Below are 15,700 nucleotides of genomic sequence, written 5' to 3' on the forward strand. Positions count from 1 at the left end.
CCCCCGTACCGCCCATTCCCCCGTACCCTCCCTTCGCCGGCGGGCCTCTGTCGCCCGCCCCTGATCAAGAACAACGCGCACCACCGGTCCGCCGAGCCCCGTGCCGTTTCCGACGGCGTGGCCGGGCCGTGCGGTTCCCGCCTAGTGCCGAACGGCGAAAGCCGCTTGCGCCGTCCCGCGCAACCAAAGCTACGATCCGGCGATGGCCAACCCTGCGGAGAACAGCGGCAGAACACGATCAGCGGCGACCAGTGGGCACGGTCGGACCCGCACCGCGAGCGACGCGGCTGAGCACCTGAGCCGGCTCCAGTGGGCGGCCACGCTGCTGCCCCCTGCCGAAGCTGCGCGCGCCGCCGCCGAACTCGCCGCCACCGGCCTCGCCGCGGCGGCCGTGCCCTTCCTCCCCGCCGAGCGCGACGAAAGCGAGGGGGACGGAGGGAGACACACACCTCCCGCCGTCCGCCTGCCCGACGAGCGACTGATCCCCGTCCTGCGCGCGGCAGCCACCGTGGAGGCCTGCGACGCACTGCTCGACGCCGCCCCGGTGGACTGGGACGCGGTGGCAGCCGCTCACGCGCTGGAACCCTTCGGCCGTACGCCGTCGCGTGGCCTGATCGCCCGCCGGGACTGCCCCGACGCACTCACCGCCGCGCTGCTGACCCCCTGGCATCCGCAGGTCGCCAACCGTCTCGCGGCCCGCCAGAAGGCCCGGCCGTCGGCAGCCGGCCGACCCCCGGCACGCTGGCACGCACCGCCGCCCCTGGCCCCTCCGTACGAACTGCCCGACACGGTCCGCCACTTGCTCCTGCCGCGGCTTTCCCAGCTCCGGGTCCCGTTGCTGCGCCTTCTGCTGACCGCGGACAAGACCCGCGAGGTGGTGCGCGCGACCACCCGCCTGGACCGCCTCGTGGCAGCCGTGGACCGCTGCGACCGCAACCACGTGAAGAAGATGCACGCGTTCTGGGACACGGTCGGCGCCGAGCTGCGGGCCGCGCTGGAAGAGGACCCGACGGCCTGGAGGACCGCCGCGGAACGGCTGCCCAGGCATCAGGGCAGCCTGCGCCAACTCCTCGACGGCCTCGGCGAACCGGTGCCCGGCTCCCGGCGGCGCAGCCCGGATCTGCGTGTTCTGGCCCAGGCGCCGCCGAAGGTCCTCGCCGCCGTCCTCGCCGGCCTCGACGACAAGGCCCTGGAGGGGGCGGCCGAAGCGTTTACCCGGCCCAACGGCGTACGCATGGGCGGCGAGCTCCTCGGCGCCGCCCTGGCCAGGGTCGAGCGGGCCGGGGTCCCTCCGCGCCGGGTCTTCGCCCGCTGGGCGCACACCTGCTCGTACGCGTGGGAGCGCGAGCCGGCGGTGGCCGCCTGGCTGTACGGGCTGGACGGACGCGTCGACCGGCTCGCCCGCACCCATCCGCGCCTACGCCGCCGGATCGCCGCCGCCCAGCCGGAGCGCCCCGCGGCCACGGATCTGGTGGCCGAACTGCGCGCGAACCCCGGTCCCGTCCAGGCACAGCTCGTACTCGACGCGACCTGTGCCGACGACACGCCGTGGACCCGGCTCGTCGAGGCGCACACCGCCGAGCCGCTGCCGGAGTCGGTGCTGTGGGTGCTCGCCGCCCGCCCCGGCATCCCCACAGCCCTGCTCGGCGCGCTGCCGACCGAACCGCTGAGCAACCTGGCAGGCCAAGGACCCGAGGCCGCCCGCATGGCCCTCGCCAACTTGCCGGACCCCAACCCGGCCCACAATCTCCTCCACTACAACCCGGCCATCGTGAGATCGACGATCCACGAGGTCCGTTCCACGGGAGTGCTCGACGACCGCACGGTACTGGCAACGGCACGCCCCGCCGGCGCGGTCCTGCTCTACGGGAGCGGCCTGTCCCCCGACGCGCCCGACCGCGGCTCCTGGAACGCGGCCTGCGCGAAGCTGCTCACCGACGCCGCGAGCCGCTCCGGCCCCGGCTTCTGGCATCTCCTCGCCAACCGGCTGCCCACCTTCAAGGGGACCCTGCCCGAACTCCTCGCCCCACAGCCGGGCGACGCCACCGTGGCCTGGCTCTACGAACTCGCGGAGAATCCCGTCGAGTTGCCCCAGGCAGATCCCGTGCCCGCGCTTCTCGAGCGCTACGAGACCCAGGTACGCGCCGCCATCGCGCACGTGCGCCCCGGCGCGGACGCCCCGTCGGCGCCCGGGTTCCCGGACCGCGAGGCGGCGTTGCACTGGCTGGACTGCGAATGGGCCACCCTGCCCGTGGTCGCCCGCGTCGCGAGCACGCTGCGCCCCGGCCTCACGATCGAACTGCCGCGCCTCCTCGACCGCTACCTGGACTCGCGAGGCCGCATCGCCGAGCTGATCCCGCTGGCGGAGATGGCACGGCAGACGGCGGCCCGCGTCGGCGACCGGCAGGGTGAGGCCCTTGCCTGGGCCAACCTGGGCGTAGCCCTGAACAGACTGCGGCGCTACGACGAGGCCGTCCCCGTCAACGAACAGGCCCGCGCCCTCATGAGCCGAACCGGCGACCACGACCGCGAAGGCCGTATCAGCCGCAACCTGGGCACCGCTCTGTGGTCCCTGCGCCGCTACTCGGAAGCCATCGCCGCCTACGATCGCGCCCGTATCCTCTTCCGCGGGGCCGGTCTCCCCGTCCGCGAGGGCAACGTCTGCCGAGACCTGGCCCGCACCTTGCGCGACGCGGGTCGCATGGCCGAGGCCGCTGCAGCCTGCCGCGAGGCCGTCGCGCTCTTCAGGAAGACCGGGCGCGACCGTGAACTCGGCGAGGCGAAGCGCGAACTGAGCCGACTCACCCTAGCGGCTTCGGCGCGCCCTCGGTGAGCCGGTCGATGACCGGGCTCCGCTCCGCGCCCTTGGCGTCCGTGGCCGTGGCCGAGTGGCCGAGTGCGCGAGTCGGGCCGCGCGTGCCGCCGGGGACCTCGCCGCCCGCCGCATTGCCATGCACAGGCCGCAAGTGTCGGCCGCTGCGACGCAGCATGCCCTGACACGCCCGCGCCCTGATCCTCCGCCGCCGTCACCCGGCCGGCACCGCCGCCGCCGCCGCCGCGGTGAACGGCGGCGGCGATGAAGAAGACCACCGGAGCCGTACTCGGTCTCTGCGCAACCGGCCCGCTGCTGTTGGCCGTTCCGATCCTCACCGCCGTCGCCAAGCAGGTGAAGGCCATCCTGGACGGCGGCGACAAAGGCTCGGTCCCCGTACCGGGCCTGGAGGACCCGGCCGATCAGGTGCCCAACGCCAAGACCATCCAGGCCACGGGCGTCGCGATGGACATCCCCGGCCGGGGCAGGTCGTAGCCCTGGCGACCGCTCTGCAGGAGAGCGGCCTGCGGAACCTGAGCTACGGCGACCGCGACAGCTTGGGCTTGTTCCAGCAGCGGCCGTCGCAGGGCTAGGGCACGGCGAACGAGATCCTGGACCCCGCGCACGCCGGCACCAGGTTCTACGAGGGGCTCAAGAAGGTTCCCAGGCCGCTCAGGCGGTGCAGAAGTCGGGCCTCCCCGAGGCGTACGCCAAATGGGAGCCGCTGGCCACCGCCCTGCAGGGGGCCAGCGAGCCCCTGCTGCAGAAGGTCGGCGACCCGTCGCCGAGTCCGTCGCCGTCCGGCTCGGCCGACGACGGTAGCCCTCCACCCGGCACCCCGGGCGGCTGTCCGGCGGACGGGGACGGGACCGACGTCGGAACATCGCGGCCGGCGCGCTGCCGGCACGATCCCCGCCAACGCTCCGCCGAAGGTTCAGACGGCAATTCGGTGGGCGCTCGGTCGGCTCGGCACGCCGTACCAGTGGGGCGGGAGCTGCACCGACTCCCACGGCAAGGACGCGATGGGCCGGTGCGACTGCTCGTCCTTGATCCTGATGCGCAGCACCGCCCAGTTGTACGCCGAGTACAAGGAGCCCCTGTACGCCGCTCCCCCGCTGCTCCAGCGCATGGTCGACGCGGGCCGGCTCGGCCGGAAGACGGGGTCGGGCTTCTACCCGTACGGCTGAGCACCCGTACGCGGGCCCGGCGCTCACGCCGCCGGGCCCGCCGGGCACGTTCCCCGAGGTCAGGGCCGTGGGCGGCTCCGAAGAGCCTCGTCCTGTACAGCCGACCCGATGCCGTGCCGGAGCGCTACGGAGCAACGGCGCGGATGCGGGGGCCCAAAGCCTTGGGCCTTTCAGGGCTGTCGCAGCCTTCCGTGGTTGTACTGCGAAAACGCCCTCGGATGTCCCTCCGACAGAGCTGAACGTCCCTGAAAAGTCCCTGATGACTCAGCCCCGGGACCTACCCTTACGAAGGGTCCGATCTTGATTCAGCGGCTTCCACAGGCATCCACCCCGAGAGCGAAACTCCTGTTCAGTGCTGGTCTCGCGACCGTGGACCAAGTAGGACCAGTCCAGATTTGAGACCACTGGCTCCAGCAGAGAGCGTGCCCGGCTTCATCATCAACGATCGTGTTAGCGACGAAGTCCCGAGTCCATGCAGTTCGCGCCTCCGCTCAGCAGATACTGACCCAATCTGGGGAACGCGTACGCACCGAGTCGTAGAGCGGACACCAAGCCCGGGCTGCAGAGGGGACTGAACTGAGATGGGGGCACGCAGTAGGCCGTCGGTCAGAGAAGGGGCGACGTTCACCGTTCGCCACGGAAGTCGGCGGGTCCTGCGGTGACGGACTTCGCCTTCCAGGCGCCAGGGACTGGATCCGTCGCCGCCCATCACATCGGGACAGCGATCACCGGCCCGGTCAACGTTCCGGGTGTGGGTGCGCTCATGGGCACCGCCTCCGTTGCTGGGTGCGTCGGTGTCGTTCGACGCTACGGAGGCCGCCGTCCGTTCCTCAACGAGATTGCGGGCAATTGCGGAAGTTCACTCCAGGGCGTCGATCGCGGCCTGGATGAGGGCGCGGGCGGGCTCGCCGTAGACGGCCATAGACGCGAGGCCGACGAACGCCTTGGCGTAGTCGGCGAGCTCGCGCGGTTGCTTCACCTTGATCTCCGCCGTCAGCGTCTCCACCACGGCCGTGGTGTCGTCGTGGAGGTAGGCATTCTCCCCTGCGACGTGGTTGCGCATAGTTGCGCGCACCGACCGTCCCGCAGCGCAGAGAGCCGGTCAAGAGGACCGAGAAGCTGGAGGGCTGACCCACGGGACGCAGTGCGGGCCAGCCCTCGCAGTCCAGTTCCTGCCGGCGAGACGATCGTCCCGCGCCACGCGCAGGTGCCACGCGACGGGCCGGTACGGCTGAACGAAGCCGGGGTCCTTCGGGCGATGTCAAGTGGGCGGGCTCCCGTACCCCCTCTTCGAAGGTTCCTCCGAGGGCGCGTTCGTGGGTTCCCGCTGGGACTACCGGGCGTCGCGCCGCCGACGCGCGCGCTCGAACTCGGCGACGTCCGACATCCAGGGAACGTGCTGTTCGAGTGCGGCGTAGCCGCCGCGGACGAAGGCGCTCACCAGTTTCCGGTACCCGCCGATCCCGTCGACCAGGCTGTACTCGACCCGGTACTCCGGATCCGACCTGCCTTCACCCTCGCGCAGCGTCGTGATCCGGGCGATGGAGTCCGCGTAGAAGTGGAGCTGGATCCCTTCGCCCATCTCCTCGTCCTCGATGGTGAACACCTCGTTGTCCGCGGCAGAGCGGTTGCCGACGAACTCCCAGAACTCCGCGGCGGCGGTGCGGGGACCGTCCGCTAGCCACTTCTTCTCGACGCCCTTGTCGTCGGTGAACGACAGGGTCGTCTTCCTCGCGCTCCCGCCGAGGTCGGCGCGGTGGCCGGCAGCCTCCTCGTCATCCTCCATGGGTGTGCTCCTGGAGCGGTTCGCGGCCTGGGAGCACATCAGGAAGCTCACGGTACCCACCGCGTCGTCGACGAGCCCGGGGTGTGCGCGGCGCACGGCCGCGTCGACGGTCGTCTCCATCCGGTCCCAGTCGCGCTTGTCCGTGGCGCGGTTTCCCCGTCGCGGATCGCGGCCGATCCGCATCCCGGCACACGCCTGCTCCGCGGTGGCGATCACCCGCATGACCTCGGGCAGTAGCGCGGGGGCGACGGCATCGGGCAGCCGCCTCGGAACCGTCGCGCCGTGCAGGTACTGGCCCGTGTACCTCAGAATCGCGGCGTCGAGCGGACCGAGTGCGGTTCCGCGCTCGGCGCGACGGCGGCCCGCGTGGTACTCCTGAGCCCGTTTCCCATCGGGCGTCTCTGTCGCCGCGCGCATCGCCGCGCATACCCGGCCGCGCCCGAGCAGATCGATGTCGGCCCCGTGGGCGATGAGCCGACCCCTGTCCCACCGGATGCGCTGGAAGAGCGCGTCGACGTCCGCCTGCGCGGCGAGGAGGATCGGGTCCAGGAGCGCGACGGCGGCGTTCTCGTCGAGCCGGCCTCGGGTTCCGGCGGCATCGCACAGCGGAAGGACCGCACTCCACAGCAGCAGGTGTCTGGCCAGGTCCTCCCGGATCACCGCAAGATGGGCTTCGCTGATCGAGAACGTGAACGTACGAGGCTCGTGGTTGGCATCGGCCCCGGCACCGAGCGTCAGCTTCAGCTCGCCGTCCTCGCGGATCACGTTCGGGATCCATCCGCTCGTGCGCGTGAAAACGACGTCGCTCATGGACTCAGTCTCTCCTGGAACGGCACCGGCTGGCATCACGGCGATGGTGCAGCCCCATCTCGCACCATCTGTTCACAACCACCGTGCAAACTCGACGTCGAGGCGTGTGTCGGTGCGCACCCAGACTTCTCCCCCGGCCGCCTCGGCCGGGGCGTCGACTCGTTCGACACCGAGGAATTGGATCAACCTGAGCAGTTCGGCTCGTTCGGCTCGGTCGTCGTCGACACCATGCGAGTCGAAGAACACATAGAACTGGTCGCTCGGGTCCACGCAGCCCGAATCCCCCCAGATCCGAGCGATTTCTTCGATCGCCGCTGCTTCCGTCGTGATCGTGGCGGCGCGGGCGGCCCCGCGAGTCTCCGGTGACGCATCAAGGTCGGCGAGGTCAAAGAACCACTGGCCGAAGTGGCGGAGGCCAGCAAATCCGTTCTCGAAGAACAGCATCGCGCTCGGAAGGTAGCGATTTCCCCTGTCGACCCGGAGGTACTCCGACCGAGGCGGGTCCCCATCTTTGATCCGGGAGATCACACCCTGCCCGGGCATGAGTACCAAACTCTGCCCCGACAATTCATCATTGATGGTGTAGGTGTCAGAATCTCGACCACGGAAGAACGCAGAGAATGCCACGTAGGCTTCCTGAGGGTCGCTCACGGAGACCTGTTGGTCGTTGCCGTCACCGACAGCGAAGACGAACTGTTTCGGTCCGGGGTCGTAGGGGCGAGCCATATGCGTCCTTCGTTCACGTGTGATAGCTCCACCACCGTAGTCGAATATCAGAGCGGACGGACCTGCCGTTCATCGCCGACGAACACAGCCAGGAGAAGTGGCAGGTCGGCCTGCCCCCGCGCCCCATCAGGCCCACCTCGTAGGCGGCGATGGCAGCCTCCACCCGGTTGCGGACGCCGAGTTTGCCGAGGGAGCGCCGAAGCGGGCCCTCACCGTGCCCTCGACCAGGTGCAGCCGCGCACCGATCTCGGCGTTGGAGAGCTCCCCTCACTCCCCGCCGCTCACGAGCAGCCAAGTGAACGTTTATGCACAGCGTTAGGTCACGGCATGGTCGAAGGGTCGAGCGCGGGGGCACCGGGGCTCCCCGACCGAAGCTGCTCCGCCCTCACGGACTGCGGCCGGGTCAGCCGCTGGAGGGCTGTACCCCTTCCCCGAATCTCGCACCTCGGCCGCGGGGACGTCCAAGCGTATCCGCACCAAGAGCAGCGGAGGGCTCGGCGCCCGGCGCCCGATCGCGGTGTCCTCGCTGCTTCCTCGACCCGCTCGTCAATGACGGGGCTGACATATAGGGGTTCGCGGCTGCCCGGATGAGGGAGAAGCACACGCCGGTCAAGGGTGGTCGGAACCGGTCTGGCTGATGTGGTCGGTCACTTGGCGGGGCGGGTCCGGCTTGAGTCCGTCGGTGCTGGCGGCCGGGTGCGGCTGGCGGACCACTGCCAGCCGCCGGCTCAACAAGCGGCGCCCGTCTCCACGTCGTCCGGCTCTTCGCGGGCATCTCGGTCAGCGTCGCCCGTACGGGTGGTCGTACGTCAGCCGGCGAACCAGCCGTGCGAGGCGCGCGTCAATCCAGGCATGGAACAGGTCGACGAGCAGCACATCCGCGAGCCGGGGCTGGTAGTCCTGGACATCACCGCCGCCGACGAAGAGACCATCCGCGTGGTGATGGCCGGCCTGCAGCGGCAATGGGCCACCTCCGGCATCACTCCGGTATGGCGCACCCCAGGGGAATCCGGGGTCAAAGCGCGGATGTACGCGGACATCCGACGCCCCGGCACGATGATATAAGCCCGCCCCGGTTGGGCTCAGGGCGGCCGTGCGCCGGTGCCGTCGGACGCATGGAACCGTCCTTGCGTGGTGGGCCACAAGGGGGGCGCGCCATCGGCGCGCCGCCCTGGTGTGGCCAGGAACCCGTGTCAGGTGCGGGTGGTGTGGTCAGCCGCGGTGGTGTCCGCCGCGGCCCCAGGACTCGGTGTCCACGGTGTAACCGCGGTCGTTGCGCAGGGTGGCGGTGTCGGAGTGGTTGTCCCACAGGTAGTGGCGGCGGTCCATGTAGAGGTCGGTGCGGGTGTCGCGGCCGACACTGGTGTGGATCCGGACCGTCGCACGGCCGGCGACGCGTACGTCGTGGAAGCGGTAGCGGTTGCCATCACGGTCGCGCAGGGTCCAGCCGTCCAGGTTGACCGCGCGGCGGTGGCTGTTGGTGATCTCGATCCACTCGCGGTTCAGCGACCGGTTCGAGCGGGTGTCGGGGCCGGGGCTGTTGGCCTGGACTGCGCTGATCTCGACGCCCGAGCGGCGCTGCTGCCGGTCGCCGTCACGGTCGTGGGCCATGGCCGGCAGTGCGGCGGCGGAAACGATCGCTCCGGCCGCGAGAACAGAGGCGGCCAGACGACGGGGCGGAAGAAGCAGACATGAGTGATGTCCCATCAGATCATGTGCACCACCAGCCAGTACCGGGCCGGTGGTGCGGTGCGGTCTCGGCCCCCCTGTCGGTGCCGAGGACCCAAACTCTGGCCTCCCGGCACCGGCCGCTGGGGTGCGCCTGACACCGCCTTACCAATCGGGGACATTCCCGTAACACGCGCATGTACGGCACATGAATGGACAGTTAGGCGTGAGCCTGACATTCACTGACAGCTACACCCACCCGTTGAATCATGAACGGAAAGCGCTTGCGCGCTCCGGCGCGCGACCCCACACGCCACCCGACACGCCACCCCACCAACCGGACCGGATCTTCGTAACAACCGTTCTGCACGTTTCTTCGCACACCCGCATGCACACCGCAGAAGCGTCCGAACAAAGAGGACGGGCGGCTCCTGCAGCGACGGAGGAACAACCGCAGGAGCCCGCCCTGACCAGCGGTTGCCCCCGAAACCCGGATGCATGCCCATCCGGCGCCAGAGTGCGCACGAGGGCTTGAGCGGGTGACCTGGCGGCATGAGCCGGCACCGCCTCTTCTGGTGGGCTTTCGTGAACGACCCCTTGCGCTTTCGGTAACAAATGGTGACAGCATGTGACGAGCAGTGACGGCTGCCGGTCGGGGCACGGCTGTTCGCTCCACCGGCCCGGAATGCAGGGGCGGTCCGTATGGGCAACACGACGAGTGCGATGGAGTGGCTGGCCGACGCGGCATGGGATCCGGTCGCCTGCGCCCGGCAGTGGCGGCGTCACCAGCCGGACGTCGCCCTGCTGCCGGCCGGCCGACGTTGGGACGTCGTGATCACACCCGAGCGCCTGGGCTTCGCCCTCCTGCGCGCCATAGGGGCATGCCGACTACGGCCCGGGCCGGTCCTGTTCGACACCTGCGCCAGGCTCACCGGGTTCTTCGTGCCGCCCGGCGCCACTACCGGCTGGTTCGCCTCCGGAATCCGCTGCGCCGGCGCAGGCGCCTGGATCGCCACCCCGTGGCCGCGGCCCGCACCCGGACGCCTGCGCTGGCTCGTCCTGCCGGACGGCACCGGCGCCCTCAACGATCTGGCCACCCTCGAACACCTCATGCACGACACCACAACCCACGACCTGACCGCCACCCATGCCAGCGAGCGGGGGCGGTGAGCCTCTGCTGTCAGCATCGTGCGAACGCCATCACCCGAAAGGGATGCGGTCAGACGGACCTCATTCTCGCCTGCGAGGGAACCCAGCAGCCCATGATCGAGCCCTACGCACTGTCCGGCGACGCCCGCGAGTTCCACTGCCTGCCGTCAACCACCCAAGCCCAACGGTGCACCCTGTGCGGCGAACTGCGCTTCTACGAACCGGAAACCGGCGCCGACCAATGGCCAGACCACGCCAGCTACTGCCCAGACGCCTCCCCCGCTCCCACCGCAGCCGGAGAATCCCTTTGAACGCCCGACACGGCGGCCCACCGGCACGCGGCTCGTACCGGTCCTGCGACAGTCCCTATGTGTCGCCGTCCTCCGCCGCTGCGCGCATGTTGTCGCAGAATGAGGCGACATGACAAAGTGGATCCCCTTAGAGAGCATCTGATCTGGGTTGTCGGTGTTATGGGATGTTCTTGTGACTGCAGGTTGTAGCGCTCGTTGGTCGGGGTGTGACTCGTCGACGCGCGTATCGCAGTGACGTCTCCGATGCCCGCTGGGCGTTGATCGAGCCCGTGTTCGTCGCCTGGCGGGCCGCCCGATGCGGACCCGGGACGGCGGCGCGGGTGCATGATCTGAGAGAGATCGTGAACGCGATCCTCTACGTCAACCGCACCGGGATTCCGTGGGAGTACCTGCCGCACGACTTCCCGCCGTTCAAGACCGTCTACGACTACTTCGCCAAGTGGGAGGCGGACGGGACCACCGAGCAGGTCCATGATCTGTTGCGGGACAGGACCCGCCGGTCGAATGCCCGAACGGTGGAGCCGTCCGCGGCCGTGGTGGACGCGCAGAGCGTGAAGACCTCGGGAAACGTCGCCGAGACCAGTCAGGGAATCGATGCCGGGAAGAAGATCAAAGGGCGCAAGCGCCACCTGATCACCGACACCCTCGGACTGGTCCTGACCGTCCTTGTCACCGCCGCCTCCGTCCATGACTCCGCCGGAGGCAAGCAGGTCCTGACCGAGCTGGCAGCGGCCCATCCGAGCGTGACCAAGGTCTGGGCCGACGGCGGCTACCAGACCAGCGTCATCCAGCACGGCGCCCGCCTCGGTATCGACGTGGAGGTGGTGCAGCGATCGAAAGAGAAGGGCTTCCAGCCGTTGCCCAAGCGGTGGGTGATCGAGCGGACCTTCGGCTGGTTGATGCAGCACCGCCGCCTGGCACGTGACTACGAAGCCCTGCCGCAGAGGTCTCGAACGATGATCCACTGGGCGATGGCTAACAAAATGAGCCGCCAACTCACCGGAGAATCCACACCAACCTGGCGAATCGAAACGGACATGCCACCCACACCGGCGTGAACGTTGATCAGATGCCCTCTTAGGCCCGGACTTGAGGCCTCGGCGTCGGCCCTGCCTCCTTGTCGGCGCTGTGCTGGAGCAGGTTGCGATCCGAGGTCATGGTCTGTTCCGCACGTTCAGGGTCCCCCTTGTCGTTCACTTGAGCGGTCACAAAGGGGTGCGGAGCCTGCCGAGGAGTTGGGCGAGGCCTGGGCGGGTCGTGGCTAGGACGACGCGGTCCTCGGCGCGGAGAACGTAGTGGGGATGCAGGTCCCAGACGAGGCCGGTGGAGTGGGGCTCACCGTCGGCGGGACGCGGGGTGGCCAGGTCGGGGCGGCGCTCTTCGAGTGGGGTGGTGTCCAGAGCCAGGACGCGCCATCCGCCTGGCCGGAAGGCTTCGGCGATGGTGCGCCCTTCGAGCTGTGGAAGGCCTGCGACCGTCAGGGCTGCGAAGAGCAGTACTCGGCGCTCGACCGGTATGGCGCCCAGGATCTGGCGGCCCATCATGGCACCCGCGAAGGCGGGCGCGGCGAGGTGGGAGACGCTGCGGCTGCGGGTGAGGGCGTCCGGATGTGCCAGGCGCAGGGTGCGGTAGACGGCGGTGGCGAAGTCGTCGTCGTACAGGCGTAGAGCGACTCGCAGGTCAGGGCTCACGGTGCGGGCGTAGAGAGTGGCTTCGAGGTTGGTGGTGTCGGAGCTGGTGAGAGCGAGCAGGGCGTGCGCACGGTGGATCTTCGCTGCTTCGAGTACTCCTTCCTGCGTGACGTCGCCCATGACGGTGGGCACGTTCAGGCGTCGGGCGAGGGGAATGCCGCGTGCTTCGGGGTCTTCCTCGACGCACACCACGGGAATGTCCAGGTCCCTGAGCCTGGCGAGCACGCGCGTGCCTACCTTGCCGAGTCCGAGCAGCACGACGTGACCGGACAGGCCGCGCGGCGGTCGGCGCAGGGCCGAGGTGCTGCGCAGGGCGCCGAGTGCTTCCAGGCCGGCCGCGACGAGGACCGGCAGCAGGGCCAAGCCAACGAGGCCGGAGAGGAGTTGCAGGATCTGGCGCGCGAGTGGCTCATCGACGGCCGGGTCTCCGATGGCGAAGATGTCGAGAAGGGTGAGGTAGGTGGCATGCAGAGGGCTGTGGCCGGTGGTCAGCGAGGAAGCTGCGGCCAGGGCGATGGCCGCTGCGGCGATGCCGGCCACGGCCCAGCGCAGTCTGCGGGAGAAAAGCTCTGCCAGGGGCACGCCCCGGCGCGCCCGTTGACCGGTCGGCTGCACGGGGCCTGTGTGGGTGACTGCCTCCAGGACTACTGTGCCGCGTCCTGTGGCGGCGGCGACACGGCTCGCGTCAGGGAGCAGTTCGGGGCCTTCGGCCCCGCTGCTGTCCGATCCTTCGCTGCCGGCGGGGTCGTCCGCTGTGGCGGACAGCAGGGCCAGGGTGCACAGGCCGGGATCAGCCGCTTCGCCGCGGCCGGGCGGGGTGCGTTCGACGGCCCGCAGGAGCAGGCCGTCGGCATGCACGATCTTGCTCGTTCCGGCGACCGCGGTAGCGGCCAGGGCGGGTGCGGCAGTATCCGCGTCGGACAGCACCGTCGTAGAGGCATCGATCGCGGCAGCGTCCATGCCGGGGAGGGCAATTCCAGCCGCCTGGTCCAGCAACTCTTCGAGGTGCTGCCCGAGTTTACGGTTGTACAGTCGGATCACGAGGCGCAGCGCCGGATTGAGACGGCGTGCCGCCAAGGCAGCGCGAATGTTGGTCTCATCATCGTCGTACACGAGCGCCAGGGCGGCCGCCTGGCCGACTCCGGCCAGGGCGAGCACTGAGTCACTGGGCTCAGCTGCTCCAAGCAGGGCGGAGGGCGCTGTCGTGTTCACCGTCGCGGACGGACGGGGCATGACGGCGGAGACTCGCCCGAGCAGGACAGAGGCCCTGTTGCGGCCCGCCACGGTCAGCTGAGGCCCCTCGGCCTCCTCCCCGGTGGGCGTAACCAGAGTGACCCGTTCGCGATAGACGTCCCGCAGCTCGGCTGCCAGACGATGGGCCAGGGCGTCGTCGCCGCACACGATCATATGTCCCTGTCGTGAGGCTCGGCCGGTTTGTTGCTGAGGGATGGAAGACATGCATGTAGGTTGCACTATCCGTCTGGGAAACGAGAGTTGCCTATCCCCTGCCCCCAGGGCAGCCGTCTCCCAGTGCGCCGCCGCTGACGGGTAACCGAGGGCAGCACGTTGCCCATGCCGTTTGGGATCTGGAGCTTCTGGTCCGGCCTTCCCAGGAGGCGGGCTCCGACGACCACGGTCTGCAGTGTGCAGCGGTGGACGGGGTCGCCGGGTCGGCGCCCGGGAGCTCGTGGACGCGGTCGAGGCGGTAGGTCATCACCCGTGGGTTCAGCGAAAGACGCCAGGCGGCCTCGGCGGCCACGCATCCTGTGTCGCGTGACGTTGTCGAGCCAGGCGGACAGCAGCGAGGTCGCGAGGACCATCAGCCGGTAGTGCCACCCGCGGGCCCGCTGCGCCGCCCAGATCGCCACGTACTCGAAATGCTGGTCCGTTTGAGGACAGCGACGATCAGCATCATGAGCAGCAGTGGCTGTCGTTGTCGCCGGCGCCCGTGGCCTGTGGTCAGTCCTGTAAGGGCCTGTTTCTGCGTGCCTTCAGTAGGCACTGCGGCGTCGGCGCAGCCAGTCACCGGCTTCCCCGACAGCGACAAGGAGTGCTGCAGAAACGGCGCATGCCGGGAGAGAAGCGGGCTGGTCGGCAATCTTGCCAACGACCCACAGAGTCATGGCGATCAGCAGCCACCAGACAGCGAGCGACCAGATGAGCCGGGTCATCGGATGAGGGCTGCGGGGGCTTCGGTCCGTTGCGTCGCGAGGGTCACCGCATCGCTCAGGCATGCTTACTCCTCTGCGGGACGACCGTCGGCATGGGTTCATGAACGGTTGTGGTGGACCAAGTGAGCGGTGAGCGCCCCGACGAGCAAGCCCCAGGCCACCACGGCCATTCCGGCATGGCGCCAGCCCAGCAGGACGGTGGCCAAGGCCATGCTGGCTCCGACGGTCACAGCCTTGCGGCTGCTGGCCAAGGCCCACTCGCGCCACGCACTTCCAGGGGCCGCGGAGCTCACCGATGGCTGTCTTCACCTTCTCGGGCCGGCCCGCTCCAGCGAAAGCGCTGCTGTGATGGTCGAAGCACGGGGCTCGTGCTGTCACCTGACGTTGCGACAGAAGAACCGTACCGACCAACAGCGTCCCCGAAGGTGGGGCAGCGGCCATGACAGTGAAACCTCCGGGGCATCAGCGACTAAACGGGCACACGGCCCCACAACATCGCCGACCAGTCTTCCCGGCACACCCCGCGCCGTACTCGACGCGTTCCGTAAACCCTATCCCCCGCATCCGGTCCTGCCCAGAGCGCCCTCCGGTCACTCAATACGCACGCCAATCTTGCCGCATCCAACGCTCAATGCAGTGATCAACGGCCCGCAGCAGAATGGCCCCCACCGCGAGTTGGGGTCCGGACCACGCCAATACGACCACGCCCTGGCGATTGCCCCCTCTTGCCAGCCTCGCGGGAGCCCCGCGCGAAGGCCGGCATGCCGTCGCCCGAGGCATCGCTACCCTCTACAACTCCAGGGTGCGCCAAGGCCGCATCACCGATGTCAAGCTGCAGAAACGCCTCATAGATGGCCGCGCCGGCGTTTCAATCCTCCGCCACCGTGTCGTCCTGATCACCCACCTCCGCCAAAGCGCGGACCGGTCCCATGTCACCGAGATGACCCCCGACTACCAAGACCTTGCCAGAGCCACGTTCGTGTGAGCCAAACCGTACTCGCCGAACCTCTCTGCCGCGGCTGGGTCGAGACGTGGACGAAAGCTCCGATGCCGAACCGCAGACGCCAAACAATGGGCTTCTTCGAGTTGGCCACCGATCGGGTGATTGCGACTGAGCGCTTCAGTGTCGAGTGGGCGGCTGCAGCGTCCGGACCCAGCAGCTTGGTGAGCCGGGACAAGGGTCCACTCGAGCTTGCCGTCCTGAACGCCAACCCGGCGGCAAGACCGGTGAGCGACGATCAAGCTGTTGTCAGCCGCTGGCTCTAAGAGGCCCTAACAAAGGCGTTGGACGTGTCGGTGGGTGATGAGACAGGTGGCGAGGCCGAGGAAGGCTTCATGGATGTCGTCGCGTCGTTCCCAGCGGACACGAAGTCGGCGAAAACCGTGGAG

10 protein-coding genes and 5 pseudogenes are annotated in these 15,700 nt (G+C 69.3%); 7 read left to right on the plus strand and 8 right to left on the minus strand.

Annotated elements, in window-relative coordinates; all coding sequences use genetic code 11:
- Positions 1–202: 202 nt before the first annotated feature.
- The 3 genes and pseudogenes from E2E34_RS20170 to E2E34_RS37485 all read left to right on the plus strand — a co-directional run.
- A complete protein-coding gene (locus E2E34_RS20170; protein WP_138903325.1) occupies positions 203–2,833 on the plus strand; it encodes a tetratricopeptide repeat protein in 2,631 nt (876 codons plus the stop codon).
- Positions 2,834–3,076: 243 nt separating this feature from the next.
- Entirely contained in the window at positions 3,077–3,307 is a 231-nt protein-coding gene (locus E2E34_RS37480; RefSeq protein ID WP_425573435.1) for a hypothetical protein, read from the plus strand.
- Between the two features lie 527 nt (positions 3,308–3,834).
- A pseudogene (locus tag E2E34_RS37485) lies at positions 3,835–3,999 on the plus strand (3-hydroxyacyl-CoA dehydrogenase family protein); the annotation flags it as partial.
- A gap of 859 nt (positions 4,000–4,858) precedes the next feature.
- On the opposite strand, the pseudogene E2E34_RS20185 reads toward E2E34_RS37485, so the two are convergent.
- From E2E34_RS20185 to E2E34_RS20195, 3 genes and pseudogenes are all read right to left on the minus strand, one after another.
- Positions 4,859–5,041, minus strand: a pseudogene (locus E2E34_RS20185) (transcriptional regulator); the annotation flags it as partial.
- A gap of 291 nt (positions 5,042–5,332) precedes the next feature.
- Positions 5,333–6,595 (minus strand): DUF6357 family protein, encoded by a 1,263-nt coding sequence (locus tag E2E34_RS20190; protein ID WP_138903326.1) that lies wholly within the window; start codon positions 6,593–6,595, stop codon positions 5,333–5,335.
- A 72-nt stretch (positions 6,596–6,667) separates the two neighbouring features.
- Positions 6,668–7,321, minus strand: a complete 654-nt coding sequence (locus tag E2E34_RS20195) for a hypothetical protein (RefSeq protein WP_138903327.1) — start codon at positions 7,319–7,321, stop codon at positions 6,668–6,670.
- A gap of 852 nt (positions 7,322–8,173) precedes the next feature.
- On the opposite strand from E2E34_RS20195, the gene E2E34_RS20205 reads away from it, so the two are divergent.
- A complete protein-coding gene (locus tag E2E34_RS20205; RefSeq protein WP_138903328.1) occupies positions 8,174–8,386 on the plus strand; it encodes a DUF6207 family protein in 213 nt (70 codons plus the stop codon).
- A gap of 147 nt (positions 8,387–8,533) precedes the next feature.
- Here the strand turns inward: E2E34_RS20205 and E2E34_RS20210 are convergent, their stop codons facing one another.
- Positions 8,534–8,932, minus strand: a complete 399-nt coding sequence (locus E2E34_RS20210) for a lamin tail domain-containing protein (protein ID WP_341870231.1) — start codon at positions 8,930–8,932, stop codon at positions 8,534–8,536.
- 759 nt (positions 8,933–9,691) lie between these two features.
- Here E2E34_RS20210 and E2E34_RS20215 point away from each other — a divergent pair.
- The 3 genes from E2E34_RS20215 (at position 9,692) to E2E34_RS20225 (ending at position 11,507) form a co-directional block, all read left to right on the plus strand.
- Positions 9,692–10,159: a hypothetical protein gene (locus E2E34_RS20215; protein ID WP_138903330.1), complete on the plus strand. Its 468-nt coding sequence runs from the start codon at positions 9,692–9,694 to the stop codon at positions 10,157–10,159.
- A 92-nt stretch (positions 10,160–10,251) separates the two neighbouring features.
- The gene (locus tag E2E34_RS20220) at positions 10,252–10,449 is read left to right on the plus strand and encodes a hypothetical protein (protein WP_138903331.1); all 198 of its coding nucleotides are present in this window, start codon (positions 10,252–10,254) and stop codon (positions 10,447–10,449) included.
- Positions 10,450–10,655: 206 nt separating this feature from the next.
- Entirely contained in the window at positions 10,656–11,507 is an 852-nt protein-coding gene (locus tag E2E34_RS20225; RefSeq protein ID WP_138903332.1) for an IS5 family transposase, read from the plus strand.
- Between the two features lie 147 nt (positions 11,508–11,654).
- Here the strand turns inward: E2E34_RS20225 and E2E34_RS20230 are convergent, their stop codons facing one another.
- From E2E34_RS20230 to E2E34_RS20250, 4 genes and pseudogenes are all read right to left on the minus strand, one after another.
- Entirely contained in the window at positions 11,655–13,598 is a 1,944-nt protein-coding gene (locus E2E34_RS20230; RefSeq protein WP_244315918.1) for an NAD-binding protein, read from the minus strand.
- 131 nt (positions 13,599–13,729) lie between these two features.
- Positions 13,730–13,911 (minus strand): annotated as a pseudogene (locus tag E2E34_RS36575) (helix-turn-helix domain-containing protein); the annotation flags it as partial.
- A 1-nt stretch (position 13,912) separates the two neighbouring features.
- A pseudogene (locus tag E2E34_RS37160) lies at positions 13,913–14,064 on the minus strand (SLC13 family permease); the annotation flags it as partial.
- A gap of 1,519 nt (positions 14,065–15,583) precedes the next feature.
- Positions 15,584–15,700, minus strand: a pseudogene (locus tag E2E34_RS20250) (IS5/IS1182 family transposase); the annotation flags it as partial.

It is taken from the genome of Streptomyces albidochromogenes (assembly GCF_005981925.1).
Lineage (GTDB): Bacteria > Actinomycetota > Actinomycetes > Streptomycetales > Streptomycetaceae > Streptomyces > Streptomyces albidochromogenes.

What these genes read in the sequence shown, in the direction of transcription:
- E2E34_RS20170 (WP_138903325.1), top strand. Translation starts at nt 203, where the DNA reads ATGGCCAACCCTGCGGAGAACAGCGGCAGAACACGATCAGCGGCGACC.
- E2E34_RS37480 (WP_425573435.1), top strand. Translation starts at nt 3,077, where the DNA reads ATGAAGAAGACCACCGGAGCCGTACTCGGTCTCTGCGCAACCGGCCCG.
- E2E34_RS20190 (WP_138903326.1), bottom strand. Translation starts at nt 6,595, where the DNA reads ATGAGCGACGTCGTTTTCACGCGCACGAGCGGATGGATCCCGAACGTG.
- E2E34_RS20195 (WP_138903327.1), bottom strand. Translation starts at nt 7,321, where the DNA reads ATGGCTCGCCCCTACGACCCCGGACCGAAACAGTTCGTCTTCGCTGTC.
- E2E34_RS20205 (WP_138903328.1), top strand. Translation starts at nt 8,174, where the DNA reads ATGGAACAGGTCGACGAGCAGCACATCCGCGAGCCGGGGCTGGTAGTC.
- E2E34_RS20210 (WP_341870231.1), bottom strand. Translation starts at nt 8,932, where the DNA reads ATGGCCCACGACCGTGACGGCGACCGGCAGCAGCGCCGCTCGGGCGTC.
- E2E34_RS20215 (WP_138903330.1), top strand. Translation starts at nt 9,692, where the DNA reads ATGGGCAACACGACGAGTGCGATGGAGTGGCTGGCCGACGCGGCATGG.
- E2E34_RS20220 (WP_138903331.1), top strand. Translation starts at nt 10,252, where the DNA reads ATGATCGAGCCCTACGCACTGTCCGGCGACGCCCGCGAGTTCCACTGC.
- E2E34_RS20230 (WP_244315918.1), bottom strand. Translation starts at nt 13,598, where the DNA reads ATGTCTTCCATCCCTCAGCAACAAACCGGCCGAGCCTCACGACAGGGA.